Annotated in this window: 21 protein-coding genes and 1 tRNA gene; 13 read left to right on the forward strand and 9 right to left on the reverse strand. The window is 54.6% G+C overall.

The features are described from left to right. Nucleotides 1-10 precede the first annotated feature (10 nt). The 9 genes from K3729_10225 to pgi all read left to right on the forward strand — a co-directional run bounded on the left by K3729_10225 (nt 11) and on the right by pgi (nt 8,453). Nucleotides 11-1,054 (forward strand): cobalt-precorrin-5B (C(1))-methyltransferase, encoded by a 1,044-nt coding sequence (locus K3729_10225; GenBank protein UWQ97862.1) that lies wholly within the window; start codon nt 11-13, stop codon nt 1,052-1,054. Continuing rightward, a complete protein-coding gene (locus K3729_10230) occupies nt 1,051-1,782 on the forward strand; it encodes a cobalt-precorrin-6A reductase (protein ID UWQ97863.1) in 732 nt (243 codons plus the stop codon). Before K3729_10225 ends, K3729_10230 begins: the two co-directional genes overlap by 4 nt. Continuing rightward, nucleotides 1,775-2,401 carry a DNA-3-methyladenine glycosylase 2 family protein gene (locus K3729_10235; GenBank protein ID UWQ97864.1) on the forward strand — a complete coding sequence of 209 codons (627 nt, stop codon included), beginning with the start codon at nt 1,775-1,777 and terminating at the stop codon, nt 2,399-2,401. The genes K3729_10230 and K3729_10235 overlap by 8 nt, the downstream gene beginning before the upstream one ends. Then, the gene (locus K3729_10240) at nt 2,398-3,066 is read left to right on the forward strand and encodes a prolyl oligopeptidase family serine peptidase (GenBank protein UWQ97865.1); all 669 of its coding nucleotides are present in this window, start codon (nt 2,398-2,400) and stop codon (nt 3,064-3,066) included. The genes K3729_10235 and K3729_10240 overlap by 4 nt, the downstream gene beginning before the upstream one ends. A 50-nt stretch (nt 3,067-3,116) precedes the next feature. Further along, complete coding sequence (locus K3729_10245; protein UWQ97866.1) at nt 3,117-3,884, forward strand: GGDEF domain-containing protein; 768 nt, start codon at nt 3,117-3,119, stop codon at nt 3,882-3,884. A gap of 162 nt (nt 3,885-4,046) precedes the next feature. Then, on the forward strand, nt 4,047-4,631 hold the full coding sequence (locus K3729_10250) for an HNH endonuclease (protein ID UWR01011.1): 585 nt from the start codon (nt 4,047-4,049) through the stop codon (nt 4,629-4,631). A 91-nt stretch (nt 4,632-4,722) separates the two neighbouring features. Continuing rightward, on the forward strand, nt 4,723-6,174 hold the full coding sequence (gene zwf, locus K3729_10255) for a glucose-6-phosphate dehydrogenase (GenBank protein ID UWQ97867.1): 1,452 nt from the start codon (nt 4,723-4,725) through the stop codon (nt 6,172-6,174). Between the two features lie 4 nt (nt 6,175-6,178). Next, complete coding sequence (gene pgl, locus K3729_10260) at nt 6,179-6,850, forward strand: 6-phosphogluconolactonase (GenBank protein ID UWQ97868.1); 672 nt, start codon at nt 6,179-6,181, stop codon at nt 6,848-6,850. A gap of 4 nt (nt 6,851-6,854) precedes the next feature. After that, on the forward strand, nt 6,855-8,453 hold the full coding sequence (pgi, locus tag K3729_10265) for a glucose-6-phosphate isomerase (protein UWQ97869.1): 1,599 nt from the start codon (nt 6,855-6,857) through the stop codon (nt 8,451-8,453). On the opposite strand, the gene K3729_10270 is transcribed toward pgi, so the two are convergent. The 5 genes from K3729_10270 to K3729_10290 all read right to left on the reverse strand — a co-directional run bounded on the left by K3729_10270 (nt 8,454) and on the right by K3729_10290 (nt 12,416). Then, entirely contained in the window at nt 8,454-8,924 is a 471-nt protein-coding gene (locus tag K3729_10270; GenBank protein ID UWQ97870.1) for an acyl-CoA thioesterase, read from the reverse strand. It abuts the gene before it with no gap. A gap of 1 nt (nt 8,925) precedes the next feature. Then, nucleotides 8,926-9,279, reverse strand: coding sequence for a RidA family protein (locus K3729_10275; protein UWQ97871.1), 354 nt, complete (start codon nt 9,277-9,279; stop codon nt 8,926-8,928). Nucleotides 9,280-9,317: 38 nt separating this feature from the next. Beyond that, nucleotides 9,318-9,391: transfer RNA gene (locus tag K3729_10280), tRNA-Gly, on the reverse strand. A 143-nt stretch (nt 9,392-9,534) separates the two neighbouring features. Then, entirely contained in the window at nt 9,535-11,574 is a 2,040-nt protein-coding gene (locus K3729_10285; GenBank protein ID UWQ97872.1) for an ASKHA domain-containing protein, read from the reverse strand. Between the two features lie 104 nt (nt 11,575-11,678). Beyond that, on the reverse strand, nt 11,679-12,416 hold the full coding sequence (locus K3729_10290) for a hypothetical protein (protein UWQ97873.1): 738 nt from the start codon (nt 12,414-12,416) through the stop codon (nt 11,679-11,681). A gap of 80 nt (nt 12,417-12,496) precedes the next feature. Here K3729_10290 and guaB point away from each other — a divergent pair, with 80 nt between their 5' ends. From guaB to K3729_10305, 3 genes are all read left to right on the forward strand, one after another. Beyond that, nucleotides 12,497-13,945: an IMP dehydrogenase gene (guaB, locus tag K3729_10295; protein ID UWR01012.1), complete on the forward strand. Its 1,449-nt coding sequence runs from the start codon at nt 12,497-12,499 to the stop codon at nt 13,943-13,945. Between the two features lie 57 nt (nt 13,946-14,002). After that, nucleotides 14,003-15,178, forward strand: coding sequence for an RsmB/NOP family class I SAM-dependent RNA methyltransferase (locus K3729_10300; protein ID UWQ97874.1), 1,176 nt, complete (start codon nt 14,003-14,005; stop codon nt 15,176-15,178). Between the two features lie 260 nt (nt 15,179-15,438). After that, on the forward strand, nt 15,439-17,589 hold the full coding sequence (locus K3729_10305; GenBank protein UWR01013.1) for a response regulator: 2,151 nt from the start codon (nt 15,439-15,441) through the stop codon (nt 17,587-17,589). On the opposite strand, the gene K3729_10310 is transcribed toward K3729_10305, so the two are convergent. Both K3729_10310 and K3729_10315 read right to left on the reverse strand, forming a co-directional pair. Next, nucleotides 17,586-18,557: a glucokinase gene (locus tag K3729_10310; protein ID UWQ97875.1), complete on the reverse strand. Its 972-nt coding sequence runs from the start codon at nt 18,555-18,557 to the stop codon at nt 17,586-17,588. The genes K3729_10305 and K3729_10310 overlap by 4 nt on opposite strands. 8 nt (nt 18,558-18,565) lie before the next feature. Beyond that, entirely contained in the window at nt 18,566-19,897 is a 1,332-nt protein-coding gene (locus tag K3729_10315; GenBank protein ID UWQ97876.1) for a beta-glucosidase, read from the reverse strand. A gap of 173 nt (nt 19,898-20,070) precedes the next feature. On the opposite strand from K3729_10315, the gene K3729_10320 reads away from it, so the two are divergent. Further along, complete coding sequence (locus tag K3729_10320; protein UWQ97877.1) at nt 20,071-20,835, forward strand: HpcH/HpaI aldolase/citrate lyase family protein; 765 nt, start codon at nt 20,071-20,073, stop codon at nt 20,833-20,835. 104 nt (nt 20,836-20,939) lie between these two features. On the opposite strand, the gene K3729_10325 is transcribed toward K3729_10320, so the two are convergent. Next, the gene (locus tag K3729_10325; GenBank protein ID UWQ97878.1) at nt 20,940-21,515 is read right to left on the reverse strand and encodes a TIGR02281 family clan AA aspartic protease; all 576 of its coding nucleotides are present in this window, start codon (nt 21,513-21,515) and stop codon (nt 20,940-20,942) included. Between the two features lie 16 nt (nt 21,516-21,531). Beyond that, nucleotides 21,532-22,164 (reverse strand): MarC family protein, encoded by a 633-nt coding sequence (locus K3729_10330; protein UWQ97879.1) that lies wholly within the window; start codon nt 22,162-22,164, stop codon nt 21,532-21,534. Nucleotides 22,165-22,188 lie beyond the last annotated feature (24 nt).

Below are 22,188 nucleotides of genomic sequence, written 5' to 3' on the forward strand. Positions count from 1 at the left end.
AGTCTAGCATATGACACGCAAACCCGTGGGAGAGTTGCGCCGTGGCTGGACCACAGGGGCTTGTGCCACCGCCGCCACAAAGGCTGCGTTGATTGGCCTGTGGCGTGGGCAAGTGCCTGACCGCGTTACGATTGTTTTGCCGAAGGGCGAAACCTTCTCGCCCGAAATTGCGCAATCTGAACGGGGTGATGGCTGGGTTTCGGTTGGTATTGTGAAAGACGCGGGTGACGATCCTGATGTTACGCATCAAGCGATGATCATTGCGACGGTTTCGGCGTCAGATGGTGGCATCCAGTTTCGGGCAGGCGAAGGTGTCGGGACTGTCACAAAAGCAGGGCTACCGATCGCTGTTGGCGAACCCGCGATCAATCCTGTGCCGCGCGCCATGATGGATGATGTAGTCGCTGAAGTGGCGGCTGATTGTGCCCAATCCCCTGACGTCGAGATTGAGATTTCCGTTCCGGGTGGCGCTGCCATTGCTGAAAAAACGTGGAACCCGCGGTTGGGGATCAAAGGGGGGCTGTCGATCCTTGGCACCACCGGAATTGTCCGTCCGTTTTCATGTGCCGCTTGGATTGCGTCGATCCATCGCGGCGTCGATGTGGCCCGTGCTGATAGGCTGACGCATGTGGCGGGGTGTACGGGGGCGACCTCTGAAACCACAGTCCAAAACCTGTACAACTTGCCGGATCACGCGATGTTGGATATGGGCGATTTCGCGGGTGGGATGCTTAAATACCTGACCAAAAATCCGATAGAGCGTGTCACGATTGGTGGCGGTATTGGCAAGCTGACAAAGCTCGCGCAGGGGGCCGTTGACCTGCATTCGTCGCGCTCGCAGGTGGATTTTGACGATCTAGCACAGATGATGGACGATTCGCGGTTGGCGCAGGCAAATACGGCGTTAGAGGCCTACACAATCGCTGGCGCACCCTTTGCCAATGCGATTGCCCAGCGTGCTTTGGACCGTGTCACGCAGACCTATGCGGGCATGATCTTTGATGTTGTGGTGATTGATCGGGCGGGTACAATTATCGGGCGGGCAGGCGCGTGACGTTGTTGCTGTTAGCAGGCACCGGAGAAGCGAAGGATATCGCTAAAGGCTTGGCCAAGGCGGGCGTCGATGCGGTTGCGTCTTTGGCAGGGGCGACGCGCCAGCCAAAGGCGTTGGCGATCCCAACGCGCGTGGGTGGTTTTGGCGGTACGGGTGGATTTCGGGCATATCTTGAAGAGGCTGGGATCACGGCGGTTTTGGATGCGACGCATCCATTTGCACACCGGATCACGGATAGGACGGCGGCGATTTGTACGGAAATAGGACTGGACTATGTACAGTTCTTGCGGGCTCCGTGGGAGCCGCAGGACGGAGATAACTGGACCCAAATCACATCGGAGGCTGAAGCTGCGGACTTTGTAACTGAAGGCCAAACGGTCTTCCTAGGAACAGGCCGTCAGACGCTGGACCGATTTGCGAACCTACAGGGCTGTCGTGTGATTTGTCGGCAGATTGACTCGCCAACAGGACCGTTTCCTTTTGAAGGGGGCGAATTTCTGGTTGGACGTCCGCCGTTTCCGGTAGCTGATGAGGTCGCTTTGTTTGAACGGCTTGGTGTGGATTGGCTTATCGTGAAGAACGCAGGCGGGACGCGAAGTGAGACAAAGCTGACTGCCGCACGGCAGCTCGGGCTTCCCGTATTAATGATAAAGCGACCGCTGATGCCAGACGGCGTAAAGCTGAACAATGTGGATGACGCGCTTGTTTGGACCAAAGCGCATGTCTGACATCATTCGATCAGATGCTGACGTTACGCGTGGACTTGATGCGCTTTGCAGAATCGAACCAAAGTTTGCTGCCGTTGCGCCGCGATTGTCGCCTTTGCCGCTACGGTTGCAGCCCGAAGGGTTTGGGCAGGTGATGTCGGTGATCTTGGGGCAACAGGTCAGTGTGGCTTCTGCTGAAGCGACATGGGCGCAGATGGTCGCTGCGGGCATGGATCAGCCGGATGCGGTTCTCGCCGCAACTCCAGAGGATCTGCGGGCGTTGGGGCTGAGCCGCCAAAAGGCGCTTTATGCCCACGCACTTGCGAACGCGCAGATTGACTACGACGCTTTGCGGGACTTACCGGATCTAGAGGTGATCAAAACACTGACCGCCGTCAAAGGGATCGGACTTTGGACTGCCGAAATTTACACGAAATTCTCGCTTGGGCGACCCGATGTGTTGGCTGCCGGTGATCTTGCGATTCAGATTGCAGCCCAGGACCTGTTCGATTTGCCAGAACGGCCCAAAGAAAAAGAACTACGTCAGATGGCAGTCACATGGTCGCCTTGGCGGTCGGTTGCGGCACGGCTTTTATGGGCGTACTACGCTGAAATGAAACAAAGGGACGGTATCAGATGACACGGGCACTTACAGCAGGACGGCGCGAGCCGGTATCAGGCGAGATCAGATCTGCGGTGGTTTTCCTGCACGGTTACGGTGCCAACGGGGCAGACTTGTTAGGCTTGGCTGATCCGTTGGCTGAACACCTGCCAGACACATTGTTCTTATCGCCCGACGCGCCAGAGGATTGTGCCGGCTCGCCGATGGGTTTTCAATGGTTTCCGATCCCGTGGATTGATGGGTCTTCTGAGGAAGAATCAAAAGCAGGGCTAGACCGCGCTACGGATGATCTGAACGCATTTCTGGATGGTGTGATGGTTGACGAAGACCTGCTGCCGGAACAGGTCATGGTGCTTGGGTTTAGTCAAGGCACGATGATGGCGTTGCATGTGCTGCCACGGCGTGAAGATGCGGTTGCGGGTATCGCGGCGTTCTCTGGTCGGTTGCTCGAACCTGAATTGCTGGCTGACGAAGTGCAGTGCAAACCGCCCGTGCTACTGATCCACGGAGATCAGGACGACGTTGTGCCACCACAATCGCTGCCGCTTGCGGCCGAAGCATTGCAAGAAGCCGGTTGGAAAGAAGTGTATGCGCACGTGATGAAAGGGACCGGGCATGGGATCGCACCGGACGGGCTGCAAGTCGCTTTGGCCTTTATGCAAGAACGTTTGGGCGTAAGTTAAAACAATCGTAAGAATTGTTCGCCATGGTTCGCGCGGTATCGGGGTGCGTCATGGAACGTTTTGTCAGATTAATTGCGCCAACAAATAGGTTGGACTTTTTGTTCAAGCTTGTGCTTTTTGTCCTTCTTTCGGGGATGTTGAACCATACGCGTGCCGTGCTGTCACATGGCTGGGCGGACGCGAATACGTTCGCTTACAACTTACAGGCGGCGGCCTTTACGGCCCTGCCGATGAGCACATTGGCACTGCTGCTCATCCAGCACCTAAACGCATTGCAGGAAAAACTTTATACGCAGGCCACCACTGACCAGCTTACGCAATTGCCCAATCGCAGGTGGTTCCTCGAGCAATGCCCGCCAGTGCTGCGGCAAGGCATGATCATGGTTCTTCTGGATTTGGATCACTTCAAGGCGATCAATGATACCCATGGCCACGATACTGGTGATGCATGCCTAATAGCGATTTCTGATCATTTTCGGGCGGTTCTGCCCGAAAACGCCCAGTGCGCGCGTCTGGGTGGCGAAGAATTTGGCCTTTTGTTCAAGCAGACATCGCTTCCGCAGGTGCAGGATTGGATTGGCAAGATTTGTCAGGGTGTTCAGGTCTCGGTCGGAGCTGACGAAACTGTCGCCGTAACGGTCTCTGCCGGTATTCTGACGGTCGAAGGTGGGATCACAATGCGGCGTGCGTTCCAGTTGGCCGACGCTGCGATGTATGATGCAAAAGCAGCGGGGCGCAGTCGGTTCGCTATGGCCCATATCGGTGACGTCAACGTATCGCGTCCGCTCCATGCGGGCGTGCGTGATGCAATCGCTTAACAAACCGTCACACCCTTGTCATGTGATGCGGTCATCTGTCCCATATGTGTGATCTCAATTGGCCGTTGCCCTTTGAAATACACAAGATATAGTTTTGTTAAGCGGCCGGAGCGGGGCTCCCGCTCTGCACCTCCGGGCGACAGAGCAGGGATGTTTTTGACCATGAACGGTGACTTTCGAACTAACTTTGTACGCGACGCGGCGGATTTGAAGCATTTTCCAGCATTGGTGCTGAATGCAGATTATCGGCCTTTGTCTTACTACCCATTATCCTTATGGCCTTGGCAGGATGCTGTGAAAGCCGCGTGGCTGGATCGCGTCGACATTATCGCTGAATATGATGAAGTCGTGCATAGCCCGTCTACAGAAATTAAAATTCCGTCGGTGGTAGTTTTGCGCGATTACGTTAAACCGCAGCGGACAGTCGCATTTACGCGGTTTAACCTTTTTTTGCGGGACGAATTTCGGTGTCAGTATTGCGGTAGCAAGGGTGATCTGACGTTCGATCACGTTGTCCCGCGCGCTAGTGGCGGGATTACGTCGTGGATCAACGTCGTTGCGGCATGCAGTCCGTGCAATCTACGAAAGGGATCGAAAAGCCTGCGTCAAAGTGGTATGCACTTGCGCAAGCCACCACGCCAGCCGGATGCATCACAACTGCAAAACAACGGGCGCAAATTCCCGCCGAACCATCTGCATAAAAGTTGGGTCGACTTTTTATATTGGGATGCGGAACTGGAAGCATAATGTGTCTGGCTTCAACTGTTTGCTAGACTTCACAAGATGCGCCCGCTAAACGGAACGCGTTAGCGCTAACGGAAATTGAAGAGGGCATACTATGGTCGCGCGCGTGATTCCGGTCGAGGATTTTGATCTCGTTATTTTTGGTGGCACTGGGGACCTTGCCCGCCGCAAAATTTTGCCCGGATTGTTCCGGCGTTTCCTATCCTCGCAGATGCCTTCGCAGTCTCGCATTATTGGGGCTGCGCGTTCTGATATTGATTCGGACGGCTATCGGGACATGATCCGTGATGCGATCATGGAGTTCGGCGGTGAAGAGTCAAAAGATTCGAAGGGCCTAGAGGCGTTCCTAGCGCAGCTTGAATATGTGCCAATCGATGCAAAAGGCGAAGGCGGCTGGGCCGAGCTTGCGAAACTTGTGCGTGGCGACGTGGTTCAGGCGTTTTACTTTTCCGTGGCGCCGTCTTTGTTCGGCGACCTTGCCGAACGCCTACATCGTCATGAGATTGCGAAAAGCAGCAGCCGTATTGTGGTTGAAAAGCCATTTGGCCGTGATCTCGAAACCGCACGCAAATTGAATGCCGTCCTGGCGTTACATTTCGATGAAAGCCAGATTTACCGGATCGATCACTACCTTGGTAAAGAAACGGTTCAAAACCTCATGGCTGTCCGTTTTGGCAATGTCTTGTTTGAACCGCTTTGGAACAATCACTACGTCGACCACATTCAGATCACGGTGGCTGAAACGGTCAGCGTTGGCGGGCGTGGTGCGTACTACGATAAATCCGGCGCAATGCGTGATATGGTTCAAAACCACTTGATGCAGCTGCTGTGCTTGATCGCGATGGAACCACCGTCACAGTTTGGCGCAGATGAAGTACGTGACGAAAAACTGAAAGTTATCCGCGCGTTAGAACCGATTGAGCCGCATCATCTGGTCCGTGGTCAATATGATGCAAACGCGGAAGGCCCAAGCTATCGTGAAGACGCGGAGAACCCGCGCAGCTTTACTGAAAGCTTCATCGCGATGAAGTGTCATATCTCGAACTGGCGGTGGTCCGGTGTGCCTTTCTATCTGCGCACCGGCAAGCGTATGAAGGCACGCGCGTCCGAAATTGCTGTGGTTTTCAAACCGCTGGGGCATTCCATTTTTGAAGGTCAGGATGAACAACAGAACATTCTGTCCATTCGGTTGCAGCCAAACGAAGGTATGGACCTGCAGGTCACAATCAAAGAACCAGGGCCGGGCGGGATGCGTCTGGTGAACGTGCCTTTGGATATGACATTTGCCGAAGCTTTGGGTGATACCGATGTTGAGGTCACCGATGCCTACGAGCGTCTGATCATGGACGTCATCCGCGGCAACCAAACGTTGTTTATGCGTGGCGACGAAGTAGAGGCCGCATGGTCATGGACAGATCCCATTATCGCGGGTTGGGAAGCGCGTAACGACGTGCCAAAGACATACGACGCTGGGTCTAGCGGTCCTGATGATGCGCTGATGCTACTCCATCGCGATGGTCGTAAATGGCGTGATATCAAAGGATAAGACGATGAAGTTCACGGAATACCCTGACGCTGAAATGATGATGATTGACCTTGCCAACGTTCTGGCGGGCGAATTGAAGAACGCGCTGCTGACGCACGATCGTGCGTCCTTTGCGGTGCCCGGTGGTACGACGCCGGGTCCGATTTTTGACGCGCTTTGTGCCGTTGATCTTGATTGGTCGCGGGTCAGTGTCATGCTGACTGATGAACGCTGGGTGCCTGAAACGTCTGAACGGTCGAACACACGACTGCTGCGCGAACGGCTTTTGATCGAAAAGGCGGCGGCGGCCACGTATCTACCGCTCTATGCGCCAGTTGAAACGCCCGAGGAAGGTATCCCGGCGTTGACCGATGCCATCGCACCAAACCTGCCAATTTCCGTGATGTTGTTGGGCATGGGCGCGGATATGCACACCGCCAGCATTTTCCCTGGCGCGGACAAACTACAAGAAGCGTTGACCACCGACGCAACATTGGTCCCCATGCGGGCACCAGGTGCGCCGGAACCACGGGTCACTTTGTCTGCATCCGTGTTGAATGGGGCGATGAGCCGCCACATTGTCATCATCGGCGATGAAAAGCGCGCAGCCTTGGAAAAAGCGGCGACAATGTTGCCGGAGGATGCGCCTGTATCGGCGATCTTGCAGGGCTCAACAGTTCACTGGGCAAAGGCATAAGACGATGTGGAACGCACTGAAAAAACACTACGCTGAGGTCGCAGAGCGTCGTTTCATTGATTTAGTCGACGCGGACCGTGCTGCTGATTTTAGCGCAGCCGCTGGTGATATGCGCTTTGACTATGCGAAGACGAATATCGACGCGACTGGCCGCGCATTACTGATTGATTTGCTCAACGAAGCAGGTGTCGCTGCAAAGCGCGACGCGATGTTTGCAGGGACAGCGATCAACGAAACCGAAGGGCGTGCTGTTTTGCATACGGCCTTGCGGAACCTAGATGGTGGAGCCGTAATGGTTAACGGGCAAGACGTTATGCCCGGCGTTCTTGGCACACTGGATGCTATGTCCGACTTTGCGACTTCTGTCCGCGACGGCACGTTCAAAGGGCAGGGTGGCCAGATCACAGATGTGGTGAATATCGGTATTGGGGGGTCCGACCTTGGTCCTGCGATGGCGGTGAAGGCCTTGGCCCCGTATCATGATGGACCCCGCTGCCATTTCGTGTCGAACGTCGATCCGGCGGATATCGCATCTGTCTTGCGGACATGCGATCCGGCGACGACGTTGGTGATCGTTGCGTCCAAGACGTTCACGACGATCGAGACGATGACGAACGCACGCACTGCGCAGGCATGGATGGCCGAAACGGTGTCGGACACGGGGGCGCAATTCGCAGCGCTTTCGACAGCCGAAGACAAGACGGCGGCCTTTGGCATCGCGTCTGAACGGGTCTTTGGTTTTGAAGATTGGGTCGGGGGTCGCTATTCATTGTGGGGACCGATTGGTCTGTCTCTGATGATCGCAATCGGTCCGGATGCATTTAAAGCGTTTCTGCGTGGCGGTCAGGCGATGGATGTGCATTTCAAATCCGCCGATTGGTCCGAAAACGTTCCTGCCATGCTCGCGGCTGTCGGGATTTGGCACAATCAGATTTGTGGTTACACAACGCGCGCTGTGCTGCCTTATGATAACAATCTCATGCGGTTACCAGCCTATCTTCAACAATTGGAGATGGAAAGTAATGGCAAGGGCGTCGACATGGCCGGCGCTGATTTGGATGTTCCCTCCGGTCCCGTCGTCTGGGGTGAACCTGGTACCAACGGACAGCATGCATTCTATCAATTGATCCACCAAGGTACACGGGTTGTTCCTTGTGAATTCCTTGTCGCTGCGCGTGGTCACGAGGACGATTTACATCATCAGCACCAGCTTTTGGTCGCCAATTGCCTTGCCCAATCCGAAGCCTTGATGAAAGGCCGTACATTGGACGAAGCGCGGGAAAAAGTCGCCGACAAGTTCGAAGGTGAAGAACTCGAACGCCAAGCGAAACATCGTGTATTTCCAGGCAACCGCCCGTCAGTCACGCTGGCATATCCGCAACTGACCCCGTTTGTGTTGGGCCAGATCATCTCGCTGTACGAACATCGGGTTTTTGTCGAAGGCGTGGTGCTTGGCATCAATTCCTACGATCAGTGGGGCGTTGAGCTTGGAAAAGAACTCGCCACGGCTCTGCAGCCCGTTGTTGAAGGCACCCAAGGCACAAATGCGAAGGACGGCTCGACAGCCGCCCTTGTTGGTTTTCTACAGACACATGGCGTCTGATTAGATTTGAAGCGCTCCGTCGCGGGCTGCGAACGTGGCCCGCAACGCATCCGGTAACGCACGTTTTGTGTTATCGGCATTGAGCAAGACAACGACGGCATGGCCTGTTGTCGTGATCTGACCGTTTACCAGCGTTGCGTATTGCATCGTAAAGCTGGTGTTCCGCATTTCGACTGTACGCGCCAAATTGATGTAGCTATCGTCAGGTTTAACTTCAGCTTTGAAGTCTAATCCAACTGTTTTCACAACGATTTTTGGATCGGGACCTGCAAGGTCATAGACCCCATAGTCCTTCAGGTAATTCACGCGCAGCGTTTCATACCACCGCAAATAGACCACGTTGTTCACGTGGCCCAATGCATCAATCTCACCAAATCGTACCCGATCCGCCATGCCATATGACCATGGCTCCGGAATCCGAAGCGTCCGAAGATCATCGGACAACAAAGGCGTCAAAAATGGCGCGGTCATCCTAGACCGCGGCCGTGACGATGATTTCAACTTTGTAGCCAGTTGTCGCCAGCTTCGCTTCGCCAGTCCAACGCGCTGGTGCTTGTCCAGGGGCGACCCACGCGTCCCAAACGGCATTCATATCGGCAAAGTCGGTCGCAATATTGGCAACCCAAATTTGCGCAGTCAGCAACTTGGTTTTGTCTGATCCGACTTTGGCCAGCAATGCGTCCACTTTTTCAAGGACCGCTTGGGTTTGCTCGGTGACAGTCCCGCCTTCAGCACCTACTTGGCCAGCAAGATAGGCAACGCCGCCGTGGACCACAGCTTGGCTCATACGCGGGCCGGAATCGATACGGGTGATGGTGTCGGACATGGGGTCTTCCTTTAATCAAAAATGATGCGGGAAGAGAGTGGAGCGGGTAACGAGAATCGAACTCGTAACTGAAGCTTGGGAAGCTTTCGTGATACCTTTTCACCATACCCGCGCGCTGTCGTCGGGATAGCCAAGCGGTTCGGGGCCGTCAACGCATAATCGGAGCAATACCCGCGAAATGACGCGCAACATTCCCTTCTTTTGGCCATAAATATCCCGGGGGTTTGGGGGCTGGCCCCCACGCGGTCAGCGATCTCAGCCGCGTCGTCTGCGTCGACGTCCACCGCCGGTATCCGCCCCGCCTGTATTATGCGTAACGGTCGGGAGGGTGACGATCGAATTCAGGATTGGGAACGGTTCAACGGCGTTGGGAATGGCCGACGCATTCACGAAATGCTCTTGGAAACGCGGCTCAATGGCGGTTTCAATCTTATGGATATTATGAACTGTTTCTTCAATTTCGGCACGCGCGCCGCGATTGAGAAGCGCTATCCGCGCGCCCGTACCGGCGGCGTTTCCGGCTGAAGTCACTTTGTCCAAGGGTGCATCAGGGATCATCCCCAAAACCATCGCGTGTTTGGGCGAGATATGGGCCCCAAATGCCCCCGCAAGAACGACACGGTCGACCTGATCAACGTCGAACTTATCCATCAACAATCGCGCGCCGGAATATAGTGCTGCTTTCGCCATCTGAATTTCGCGGATATCGCGGTTTGTCACCGTGATTTTCGGTCCGCCAGTGGCTGTACCGTCATGCACCAGATACGACTGCGTCCGTCCTTCCTCAAAGCAATTGGGCGATCCGGTTTGTTCTGCTGATCCGATGAGGCCGGGTGCATCCACGATGCCTGCCATCCGCATTTCTGCGACCATTTCGATGATACCGGACCCGCAGATGCCTGTGACGCCTGTTTTGGCGGTTTCTTCTGCGAATTTGGGGTTGTCAGACCACAGATCAGATCCGATGACCTTGAAACGTGGGGTCTTTGTGGTCGGATCAATCTCGACCCTTTCAATCGCACCAGGTGCCGCACGTTGGCCGCTGCTGATCTGCGCCCCTTCAAAGGCGGGTCCCGTGGGGGATGAACAGGCGAGCACTTTGTCTTTGTTACCCAGCAGGATTTCGGCGTTGGTGCCCACGTCGACAACAAGCACGAGATCGTCGGATTTATCCGGAGCTTCAGACAAAGCCACAGCAGCCGCGTCAGCACCCACATGGCCCGCGATGCAAGGTAGGATGTAGATACGGGCAGCGGGGTGGATGTTCAGGTTCAATTCAATCGCTCGCAGCGACAGCGATTCAGACGTTGCCAGCGCGAATGGCGCTTGTCCTAGTTCAAACGGATCAATGCCGAGGAACAGGTGGTGCATCACCGGGTTACACACAAATACTGCATCCATGATCTGATTGCGGTCGATTTCCGCTTCTGCGGCAATCTGCGTGAACAGCGCGTTCATACCTTCTTGGACGGCAGTGGTCATTTCATCCGCACCAGAGGCGTTCATCATGGAATAACTGACGCGGCTCATCAGGTCTTCACCGAAACGAATTTGCGGATTCATGATACCGGATGACGCGACAACGTCGCCTGTATGCAGATCACAGAGGTGTGCTGCTATTGTCGTTGACCCCAAATCGACGGCCAGTCCGTAGATCGCGCCGTCGAAATATCCGGGCCAGACCTGCATGATGCGTGGTGCGAATGTATCATCGCCCAAATGCACCGCACATGTGACTTTCCATTCGCCTTTGCGGAGCGCCGGTTGCAGAGCCTTGAGCACTGTCAAATCAGCTTCGAGCGCGGGTAGGTCCCAATCCCGACGCAAAGCTGCAATCAACCGTTCCAGATCGCCGGACGGGTCGTGCATGTCTGGCTCGGCCACTTCGACGTAGTAAAGCCGTGTGGTGGGGTTCAGCGTGATGTCACGAGCTTCCGCACGTTTGCGCACGACTTGTTTATGGACTTGGCTGGTCTCTGGCACGTCGATGACAACATCGTTTTGCACAGTAGCTTGGCACCCAAGGCGGCGGCCTTTGACCAGTCCGCGAATATCGTCATAGCGCTGTTCGACCGCGTTCCACTCTGAAAGCGCGTTGTCGTGCACGGTCACGCCATGTTTGGAAAATTCCCCATAAGACGGTGTAATCTGGCATTTCGAACAGATGCCGCGTCCACCACAAACGGAATCAAGATCGACCCCCAACTGGCGTGCTGCCGTCAGGATCGGGGTCCCAACTGGAAAGTTACCGCGCTTGCCGGAAGGCGTAAAAATTACGAGGGGATCAGTCGTCATAAGTGTGGCCTGTTCGTTGTTAGCCATAGGCTATCCCGCTGCGATCATTTCTGGAATGGCCATTACCGTCATAATGATTATGCAGAACGGCATCGTGATCGATTTTAGCGCCCTTCAAAGACGGAAACACCAACGATCCAAACGATCAATGGGATCGGCAGCGTCGCAATCATCACCGTCAACAACACGACCCAACCTCGAAATAGACGCGACAGACCAGCGACCATCATAATGCCGCCACCACCGCCAATGGCAAACGTGCCCGGCACGTTTAGAAGCAGGCCGAGCGTTGCGTATCGATAATCAACGGTCAGCCGTGACAGCCAGCGTGGCAATAGTTTGCGTTGGGCGGCCAAGCGTTCAGCAGGATTGGATTCTGCAATGCGATCAAGGTACGTGCAGATTGTTTGTAGCCCAAGGTCGCAGAATACTTTTCGCAACCAAGGCAATGGAATGGTGCGCCCAATGAGGTAAGCGACCATCAGTCCGGTCACGGTTGCAATGTAGACGAATGGTGCGACCGCAGCCCCCTGAAGCAGAAGCAATGCGATTCCGACTTCGATACCCGGCATGAAGGGTGTCGCAATCAGGATGGCGTAGATTAGCAGGCTGATAGCAATGACACCTGCCATCGTCATCGTGCCCGAGATCGAATTCATTTCGCCGATGAAATTCTGCGACCAGCTCAGGAAAGTATGCAAACCGATGACAATGCCTGTGAACATGGCAAACCAGATCACAGCCCTGAACCACGCGGGTTTAGACAAGGGCGGTGTTTTGGGGGGTAAGTCGGACTGCATTTCGCGACGATGGGCGGGAAATGATCCCACTACAAGCGACATTGCCTGTTTTGCCCTTTTGATTGGATCACAACCATGCGATAGGGCCGTGTCAAACGATGCCACTGTCCAAGGAGATGACGATGGAGATTCGCGAGGCGCTGACCTTTGATGACGTGTTGCTTGTGCCGGGGGCATCTAGCGTGATGCCTTCAACTGCGGACACCCGCACACAGGTTACTAAATCCATTTCGATGAACATTCCGCTGTTGTCCTCTGCGATGGATACAGTGACCGAAGCCAAGATGGCGATTGCCATGGCGCAGGCGGGTGGCATGGGCGTTGTTCACAAAAACCTAACGGTTGATGAACAGGCCAAGGAAATCCGTCGTGTGAAGCGGTTTGTGTCTGGCACCGTTTATAACCCGGTGACGCTGACACCCGATCAGACGCTTGCTGATGCACGGGCATTGATGGAACGCTACCGGATCACAGGTTTCCCTGTCGTTGGCCCCGAAGGCCGCGTCGTCGGTATCGTGACCAATCGCGACATGCGCTTTGCACAAGACGAAAACACACCTGTTTCAGTCATGATGACGTCCAACGATTTGGCTGTGTTGCAAGAACCTGCCGATCTGGACGAAGCGCGGTCACTGATGCAGGCCCGCCGGATCGAAAAACTTCTGATCACGGATGGTGCTGGCAAACTGACAGGTCTGTTGACGCTGAAAGACAGCGAACAAGCTGTCTTGAACCCGATTGCCTGTAAGGACGACCTTGGCCGTTTGCGCGTTGCTGCTGCAACCGGTGTGGGTGATAGCGGGTTTGAGCGATCGCAAGCGCTTATTGACGCGGGCGTTGATATGATTGTCGTGGATACGGCCCACGGCCATTCTGAAGGCGTTGCACAAGCGGTTGAGCGGGTCAAAGCGCTGAACAGCGGCGTCCAAATCGTCGCGGGTAACATCGCAACTGGCGAAGCGGCCAAAGCGCTCATCGGATCAGGTGCAGATGCTGTTAAGGTCGGGATTGGACCGGGGTCTATCTGTACCACACGCATGGTCGCTGGCGTCGGTGTTCCTCAGCTGACAGCGATTATGGATTGCGCGAAGGCGGCGGGCGACACGCCTGTGATTGCCGATGGTGGTATCAAGTTCTCTGGCGATTTTGCGAAGGCAATTGCGGCTGGTGCGTCCTGTGCGATGGTCGGATCAATGATTGCAGGCACGGATGAAAGCCCGGGCGAGGTTATCCTTTACCAAGGGCGTTCATTTAAATCCTATCGCGGGATGGGATCGCTTGGCGCAATGGCACGCGGTTCTGCGGATCGATATTTCCAAAAAGACGCGGCGAGCGACAAGCTGGTGCCGGAAGGTATCGAAGGTCAGGTCCCGTACAAAGGGTCTGCCAATGCTGTTGTTCACCAGTTGGTGGGCGGCTTGCGGGCGGCTATGGGCTACACAGGCAATGCGACTGTCGCCGATATGCGCAAAGGCTGTAACTTTGTGAAGATCACGGGTGCGGGGCTGAAGGAAAGCCACGTGCATGACGTGCAAATCACACGCGAAAGCCCGAATTACCGGATCGGTTGATATCTGGCAGCAACGACACGGACCGACGGTGTGTATCCGTCTTACGAAGGATAGATCATGACACCCGCCGCCCGTGTTGCTGCTGCAATAACCGTTCTCGATGACATTCTTGCTGGACGGACGGCGGAAAAAGCCCTGTCTGACTGGGCAAGGGGAAGCCGTTTTGCCGGTTCAAAAGATCGTGCTGCTTTGCGGGATTTGGTTTTTGACGCATTGCGCAAACGTGCGTCGAGCGCTGCGATTGGTGGTGCATTAACAGGCCGTGGCTTGATGATCGGGTCGCTACGACAAGATGGTGTTGATCTGGCCACAATGTTTTCCGGCGAAGGACATGCGCCGTCTCCGTTCACCGCGGAGGAAAACGATCATTTGGATGCAGCGCAGTCGATGCCAAAGCACGATGCCGTCGATCTGCCGGAATGGCTTTGGGATCAGTGGCAAACGGATCTTGGGGAAATCGCTGAAGAGACCGCATTAACCCTGAGAGAACGTGCGCCATTATTTTTACGCGTCAACACCCGTCGTGGGCCGTCAAAGGCGGCTATTCAGTCGCTGTCGGACGATGGCGTGGATGTCGTTGAACACGATACGCAAGCGGGCTGCCTGCAGGTGATCAGCAATCCGCGTCGTGTGAAACTGTCTACGGCCTACACGACTGGATTAATCGAAATTCAAGATGCCGCATCGCAAATAGCTGTATCTGCTTTGGACATCGCGGACGGCGCGACGGTTTTGGATTATTGTGCAGGTGGCGGTGGTAAGGCGCTGGCGATTGCCGACATGTTCGACTGTGCAGTGACGGCTCACGATGTTGCCATTCAAAGAACGGTAGACATTGCGCCGCGTGCAGATCGGGCCGGCGTGCAGATAGACGTCCGAAATACCGATGAACTTGATCGCCAAGGCGGCTACGACGTGGTTGTCGCAGACGCACCCTGCAGCGGCAGCGGAACATGGCGGCGAAATCCAGAAGCTAAGTGGGCTTTTTCATCCGCGAAACTGTCTGATTTCAGCGCGTTGCAATCTGAAGTTATCTTGGCTGCGTCTCAACATGTGCGGACCGGCGGCAAATTGTACTACATGACCTGCTCGGTACTTATGGAGGAAAACCAGCGCGTCGTTGACAGGTTCTTACGTGATCACGAAGGCTGGTCCGCTGAACCGATCTTGCAGCTTTACCCAAACGACCAATCCGACGGTTTCTATCTGTGTAAACTCACTAAATCTGGGTAGGCGCGGCTCTGATCTTGTTCTGTTAACCTTTGGTTAAGCGGATTTTAGTATCCGCAATTGGACTAGATCAGGAAGGGAAACGCGTGCGGGCTATCGCGAAACGGCCACCGGGAACGGAAGGGTTTTGGGCGCGTTCAGTGCATCCGGGCCTTTTGGCCTTGCCAATACCACTCTTACTTGTCGCAGCAATTATTGTGACGCCGTTGACGATATCGCTCGGTCTTGTGATCTCGGCGGTAACTCTCGGAATTCTTGCTGCAATGGGGACAATGGCACGACGCCAAGTCCATGCCAAACAGCGCCTATTAAGCGAAGCTGTTCCATTGTTGGTTAGCAACGACTTGAACCCCGCATTTCTGACCGACGCGGATGGCGTGATTGCGTACGCAAATGAAGCCGCAGATGAACGGTTTGCCGAAACGTCGGACAATTCCTTAGGCGCACGACTTGCGACTGTGATCGCGAACCCCGATGCCGTATTGTATCGGTTGCAATCGCGGGCAATCACGATGGCATCCGCGCGTGAAGATATTGTGACCCGGGCAGGGCAGTACAGGCTTTCGGTGGCGCGGGTCGGGCCGATGATGTTCCTATGGCGCTTTGATGATTTGGTCGAGGCCAGCCAAAAGAACGATCGGGCGTCGGCGTCGCTGTCCTTGCCAATGATGACCGTGGGAAAAAGCGGCGCTATCTTGTTCTTAAATGATGCATTTCGGCGGTTGCTGGAACAGAGGCCACGATCGATAGCAGAAGTGTTTGGACCTGAGCCGATCAAATCCGGTGACTTGCACCGCATTAAGACTGTTGATGGTACCGTGGACTGCATTGTTGCAGAAGTGTCTGGCGGGCCGGGGCGACGTGAAGTGTATGCGTTGCCGGCACCGGCAGGTGCGACGGGCACCCGTGCTGACGAAGAGACGATATCGAATTGGAGCGCGATTGAGGATCTACCCGTTCCGCTGATGAAAATTTCGGGTTCTGGCGATATTTTGGATTCAAATCGCGAAGCGCGTTTGTTGCTGGGTGTTAAATCAACGGATAATCGTCGGATCACCGAAGTGCTGGATGGTTTGGGCCGTCCGGTCAGTGACTGGATCAAAGAAACTTTCGAAAAACGCGTGGGGCAAGCTTCGCAGTTTTTGGAAGGAAAGGGCGAACGTCAAGACATGGTCGTGCAGGTCACACTGAATGTCGCAGGTGTCGGCGCGGAGGCCCATCTCATCGCCGTCATGAACGATGTCACCGAGCTAAAATCGCTGGAAGCGCAGTTTGTGCAAAGCCAAAAAATGCACGCGATCGGACAACTCGCAGGCGGTGTGGCCCACGATTTTAACAACCTTTTGACTGCAATATCAGGGCATTGCGACTTGTTGTTGTTGCGACATGATCAGGGCGATCAAGATTATGGTGACTTGGTCCAGATCCATCAAAACGCCAATCGCGCGGCCAGTCTTGTTGGGCAGTTGCTCGCTTTTTCACGGAAACAGAATCTTCAGCCTGAAATTGTTGATCTACGCGATACGCTGTCGGATCTGACACATTTGCTGAACCGCTTGGTCGGTGAAAAGGTAACGCTCACGCTGAATCATGACCCCAATTTATCGCCAATCAAAGCGGACAAACGGCAGCTTGAGCAGGTGCTTATGAATCTTGTCGTCAATGCGCGTGATGCGATGCCGGATGGCGGCACAATTCAGGTGGTGACTGAAAATTTGGTTTTGGAGAAAGAGATCGAACGCGATCGGGCGTTTGTCCCTGCTGGTGAATATGTCGTGGTAAAAGTCATTGACGAAGGGCAGGGTATTCCGCCGGAAATTATGTCCAAAATATTTGTGCCGTTCTACACGACAAAACGTCTGGGCGAAGGTACGGGACTTGGCCTTTCAACCGCCTACGGTATCGTCAAGCAAACCGGCGGCTACATTTTTGCGGACAGCGAAGTCGGGCGTGGGACACAGTTTTCGTTGCTGTTCCCGCATCATGATGTCCCAGTTGCAGAAGTGGTGCAGGCCGAAACTCCCGCTCCTGCGCCACTCAGCATGGCGACTGATGGCGTGATTCTATTGGTCGAAGACGAAGCGCCTGTTCGTGCATTTGCGTCGCGGGCGTTGCGGCTGCGGGGGTACACAGTGCTTGAAGCCGATTGCGCCGAAGCGGCGTTGCAGTTGTTGTCGGACCCAGAACTAAGCGTAGATATTTTTGTGACCGATGTCATTATGCCGGGCATGGATGGTCCCACGTGGGTCCGCGCGGCGTTATGCGATCGTCCAGACACTAAGGTCGTGTTTGTCTCTGGTTATGCCGAAGACGCATTTAGCGATGACAAATCGAAGATACCAAATTCGGTATTCTTGCCAAAACCGTTTTCATTGAACGACTTAACAAACACCGTTCAGGGCCAATTGCACTAGTCTGTTTTGACCTGCGCGAGATATGCAGCACAGCCGGTTAGGGCTGCGTAGTCATCTTTTACTACCGAAATCGGGAATTTCTTCATGAAGGGCCCAAAACGCCCCTTGTCGCAAAAGGCATCGGCAAAACCGGCTTTTTCCAGATGCGGTGCAAAAGCGCGAGAGACACCCCCAACAAGGAAAATGCCTCCAAAGGGTAACAATGTCAGCGCTAGGTTCCCGCAAACGGCCCCAAGCAAGCGGACACAAATAGCGACTGTTTCGACTGCCAATGGCGCATCATCGTCACACGCCGCCATGATTTCATAGGCTTGCAGGGTCTCAGCAACACCATGCTTTTGGGCAACGAAACGATAAACGTTTTCAATGCCACGACCTGACAACACATCTTCGATGGATGGAAATCCATGCGCTTGGCTGACGAAATCCGCAAGTGCGTGATCTTCGGCGGTCAGGGTTGGCAACGTCGCATGCCCACTTTCAGACGCGGGCACGACACGGCCTCCGGGACTTTCGATAACGGGTGCAGTGTTGAAACCGGTTCCGACCCCAACCACCAGTTTCGCCGCCGATGCTTTCGCGGACGTTCCTGACAGCACGGAATCAAGGTTTGCCTCAGACACATGCCCAATCGCATACCCTTGCGCCTGCAAATCGTTCAAAATCGCGACCGTTTCAGCCTTTGTCGCGGCGCCAAGAGACGCTTCTGTCATCGCCCAATCAAGGTTTGTCATCCGCGCCTGACCGTCTTGAACGGGGCCCGCGACTGCAACGCAGGTCGCAATTGGATCGACCCCACCTTCATCTTCCAGATATTGCTGAAGCACGGGTTCAAGACCGCTGTAGTTCCGGTTTTCGTACCGACGGATCGTGTTTTCAAGAACCCGATTGCCATTTGCGAGAGCGACGCGCGTATTTGTGCCGCCAATATCAGCGACAAGCGCGTAAGTGTTCTTGGGATGTGTCATATCTTGTCTCAGCGGTTGCTACGCAATGCCGTAGCGAGCGCGTGGTACGATGCTTTTGGCGTCCGCACCTGTGTTTCATAATCTACATGAACAATACCAAATCGTTTATCATAACCAAAGGCCCATTCGTAATTATCGAGCAAAGACCAGTAGAAAAACCCTTTGACGTTTGCGCCTTCCGAAATTGCGTCTTTGGCTGCAAGAATATGATCGTTCACAAAGCTTTCGCGCACAGGATCAGCGACCGCGCCATCAACGACATCATCATCCCATGCCATGCCGTTTTCGGTGACATAAAGCGGCATATCTCCAACGTAGTCTTTGGATAAACGCGTCAAAAAATGTTTCAGACCATCAGGATAAATCGCCCAATCCATGCCCGTTTTTGGCAATGGGTCGTCTTCTGATTTTACCGCAGGCCAAACCGCGCTGACGTCTTCGGACATCAAGTGTCGCGTGTAATAGTTCACGCCAAGCCAATCGATGGGTTGATTGATGACGGCCATGTCATCTTCCCAGCCTTTCGGCATGTGTCCTTCGAAACCCTTAAGAACAACTTCGGGGTAGGTGCCTTTGGTGATCGCTTCTATAAACCAACGATTAAAGATTCCGTCTTGTAGGTCTGCAGCAGCGCGGGCGCTGTCGCTATCATCTGCCGGTTGGGCATAGTCAAAGTTTAGAACAATGCCGCAATTTTTCTGGCCGCGCGCGCGAAGCCGTTCCATGGCGACGCCGTGCGCGAGATTGACGTGGTGCATGGCACGCGCAGTAGCGCGGATATCACGCTGACCAGGGGCATGATGACCGAGGTAGTGGGACAGAAATGCGACGCACCACGGTTCGTTCAGTGTCGCCACTGCTTCGACACGATCACCAATGCGGCCCATGATGACGTCAGTAAAATCACCGAACCATTTACCAACGTCAGGGTTGGTCCAACCGCCAAGATCCGCTAGGGCAGATGGCATTTCCCAGTGATACAAGGTCTGGAAAGGTTTCAGGCCGCGCGCCAGAATTGCGTCCACCAACCGGTCGTAGAAATCCAGACCTTCTTGGTTCACTTGACCGCGGCCTTCCGGCAATACACGCGCCCAACTTGTCGAAAAGCGGTATGCGTCCATATTGGCATCTTTCAAAAGATCGAGATCGTCCTCGAACTTATGATAATGGTCGCATGCAATCGCACCGTCCTGCGCATTAAACACGTTGCCTTGCGTTGCAGCAAAAGTGTCCCAATGTGTTGAACCGGCGCCGCCGAAAGAGTGGCCTTCAATCTGGTAGGCGGCTGTTGCGGCACCAAAGACAAAACCATCGGGGAAGTCGGCGCGGGTGAAGTTCATAATGGTGGTCCTTGATGCTCTACGACGATTTAGATGTCAGATTCGTAATACGTAAACGATTACATAAGCCATTGAGTATGTCCTGCATAGAGAGTTTTCCAACTGAATCTCCTGACCTCTTGCTTCGGGTCCGACTGTGTGACCAGATGGCAAAATTGAATATGAGGTACCCGATGGACGTTCCAATGAATGGTCTCAAGACGGCGATGCTTTCGGGCAAGCCGCAATATGGCGTTTGGCTAAATACTGGATCGCACGTTGTGGCTGAGATGGCTGGTCACTGCGGTCTTGACTGGTGTTTGATCGACGGTGAACACGGGCCCCTGACGCTGAGCGAAATGGTCCCACAACTGCAAGCGCTGGCCACGACCCCAACGCACGCCGTCGTGCGGATTGCAGACCCACAGGCGTGGATGATCAAACAGGTTCTGGATATCGGAGCGCAAACAGTTTTGGTGCCGATGGTCGACACAGGGGACCAGGCGGCTGAAATGGGGCGTGCGATGCTTTATCCACCGCATGGAAATCGGGGCATGGGCGCGGCGATCGCGCGGGCTTCTGCTTTTGGTAATATGACGGGATATGTGCGGGACGCCGGTGATCAAGTTTGTCTGCTTGTGCAGGCTGAAAGCGCAACCGCCCTTGAGAATATCGATGCCATTGCGGCGGCCGAAGGCGTAGATGGTGTGTTCATCGGTCCGGCCGATCTATCCGCTGACATGGGTTTCACGGGCAATCCGGATCATCCTGATGTGTTGGCCGCCATTGATCATATGATCGACCGCATTCACGCGGCTGGCAAGATTTCCGGTATTCTGACTTTTGCACCGGAACGCAGCAAGTATTACGCTGAACGCGGTGTCGGATTTGTTGGCATCGGCGCAGATGTCGCAATTTTCGGGCGCGCACTAAAGGCGGTCTTGGCGGCTGTACGCTAGAATTCGAAGTCCGCGTTGAAATCCTCTGGTAGCGCATTCGGGCTGGCGCAGGCGGTGAGGCCGAGCAGGGTGCAGATGATCAATAGGCGCAACATGGTTTTTCCTTAACGCGATAAGATAAGTTCACCATCGGAGATTGAGATACTGTCGTAAAGACCGAGATAGGTCATCCCAAGCAGAGACTGATCCATCTCGCCGCCGTTCACCGTCGCGCGCAGACGTGCGTCGGTATATGGGCCAACGCTGACCTGATCGAGTACAACAGACGCGGTGCGGACTTCGCCGTTGGCAGTGCGCGCAATACCCAGATAGCGCAGGTCATCCGGATTAAGACCCACGTTTTGCGCATCTTGCTGTGTCAAAACGACCTGCGTCGCACCAGTGTCGACGACAAAGTCGACGGGTACGTCGTTGATATTCAATGTAATATAATAATGACCGTCCGGTGCGCGCGGCAAAACGATGTCTGTGCCGCTGACCGCTTGGCGGGGTGCGATGTCGCGACTAATGTCATTCCATAGACCAATGGCTGCGATCGTACCCACAAAAATCATGCCCCAGATGGCAGCTTGCTGTGCGACCTTACCAAGGTTGTTTTTGTTAGCGAAAATATAAGACCCAGCAATGGCCGCACCAAGCAGCACAAGATAGGTCAGTTGCATCATCTGATCTGTGTTCATGCGCTTAATATAGGTGCTATGCACCAATTCCAAAGGTCTGGGAAATCCCATCAAGCACAAACTGGATTGCAAGTGCGGCCAAAAGCATGCCCAGAACCCGTGTGACAATGTTCAATCCAGTCTTGCCAAGCACGCGTTCGACAGGGTTCGAGGCGAACAAAAAGGCTAGCAAAATCAGCAACACAGCGACGACAACACCGATGATCGCCAGCACATCTACGACACTTTCTGACTGGCCTGCCAACAGGATCAGGGTTGTGATGGCACCGGGGCCAACGATCAATGGCAGCGCCAGCGGGAAGACAGATGGGTCTTCGGTATGTTCTTCGCCGCCTTCGGTTGCGTTGTCTTCGCGGCGGGCCTGACGTTTTTGGAACAACATCTCTAGCGCGGTCAGGAACAACAAAACGCCACCCGCAATGCGGAAAGCTGGCATTGATATGCCGATAAAGCCCAACAAAGCCTCGCCCAACAAAATGAATGCCACCATTAAACAGAAAGCGATGACAACCGACCGGATCGCGATGACGCGCCGTTGCGACGGAGACATCCCTTGGGTCAACGCCAGGAATAACGGCGTGAGGCCCGGTGGGTCGATGATCACAAACAACGTTGTAAATGCGGCTATCAAAGCGGGTAATTCTGTCATGTCAGTGCCTTACGGATAGTGCGG

The sequence above is a fragment of the Rhodobacteraceae bacterium S2214 genome (assembly GCA_025141675.1).
In the GTDB taxonomy this organism is placed as follows: Bacteria; Pseudomonadota; Alphaproteobacteria; order Rhodobacterales; family Rhodobacteraceae; genus Yoonia.

Excerpts from the sequence above, each read along its gene's own strand:
- K3729_10225 (UWQ97862.1), top strand. The coding sequence starts at position 11 with ATGACACGCAAACCCGTGGGAGAGTTGCGCCGTGGCTGGACCACAGGG.
- K3729_10235 (UWQ97864.1), top strand. The coding sequence starts at position 1,775 with ATGTCTGACATCATTCGATCAGATGCTGACGTTACGCGTGGACTTGAT.
- K3729_10240 (UWQ97865.1), top strand. The coding sequence starts at position 2,398 with ATGACACGGGCACTTACAGCAGGACGGCGCGAGCCGGTATCAGGCGAG.
- K3729_10245 (UWQ97866.1), top strand. The coding sequence starts at position 3,117 with ATGGAACGTTTTGTCAGATTAATTGCGCCAACAAATAGGTTGGACTTT.
- K3729_10250 (UWR01011.1), top strand. The coding sequence starts at position 4,047 with ATGAACGGTGACTTTCGAACTAACTTTGTACGCGACGCGGCGGATTTG.
- zwf (UWQ97867.1), top strand. The coding sequence starts at position 4,723 with ATGGTCGCGCGCGTGATTCCGGTCGAGGATTTTGATCTCGTTATTTTT.
- pgl (UWQ97868.1), top strand. The coding sequence starts at position 6,179 with ATGAAGTTCACGGAATACCCTGACGCTGAAATGATGATGATTGACCTT.
- pgi (UWQ97869.1), top strand. The coding sequence starts at position 6,855 with ATGTGGAACGCACTGAAAAAACACTACGCTGAGGTCGCAGAGCGTCGT.
- K3729_10270 (UWQ97870.1), bottom strand. The coding sequence starts at position 8,924 with ATGACCGCGCCATTTTTGACGCCTTTGTTGTCCGATGATCTTCGGACG.
- K3729_10275 (UWQ97871.1), bottom strand. The coding sequence starts at position 9,279 with ATGTCCGACACCATCACCCGTATCGATTCCGGCCCGCGTATGAGCCAA.
- K3729_10285 (UWQ97872.1), bottom strand. The coding sequence starts at position 11,574 with ATGACGACTGATCCCCTCGTAATTTTTACGCCTTCCGGCAAGCGCGGT.
- K3729_10290 (UWQ97873.1), bottom strand. The coding sequence starts at position 12,416 with ATGTCGCTTGTAGTGGGATCATTTCCCGCCCATCGTCGCGAAATGCAG.
- guaB (UWR01012.1), top strand. The coding sequence starts at position 12,497 with ATGGAGATTCGCGAGGCGCTGACCTTTGATGACGTGTTGCTTGTGCCG.
- K3729_10300 (UWQ97874.1), top strand. The coding sequence starts at position 14,003 with ATGACACCCGCCGCCCGTGTTGCTGCTGCAATAACCGTTCTCGATGAC.
- K3729_10305 (UWR01013.1), top strand. The coding sequence starts at position 15,439 with ATGGGGACAATGGCACGACGCCAAGTCCATGCCAAACAGCGCCTATTA.
- K3729_10310 (UWQ97875.1), bottom strand. The coding sequence starts at position 18,557 with ATGACACATCCCAAGAACACTTACGCGCTTGTCGCTGATATTGGCGGC.
- K3729_10315 (UWQ97876.1), bottom strand. The coding sequence starts at position 19,897 with ATGAACTTCACCCGCGCCGACTTCCCCGATGGTTTTGTCTTTGGTGCC.
- K3729_10320 (UWQ97877.1), top strand. The coding sequence starts at position 20,071 with ATGGACGTTCCAATGAATGGTCTCAAGACGGCGATGCTTTCGGGCAAG.
- K3729_10325 (UWQ97878.1), bottom strand. The coding sequence starts at position 21,515 with ATGAACACAGATCAGATGATGCAACTGACCTATCTTGTGCTGCTTGGT.
- K3729_10330 (UWQ97879.1), bottom strand. The coding sequence starts at position 22,164 with ATGACAGAATTACCCGCTTTGATAGCCGCATTTACAACGTTGTTTGTG.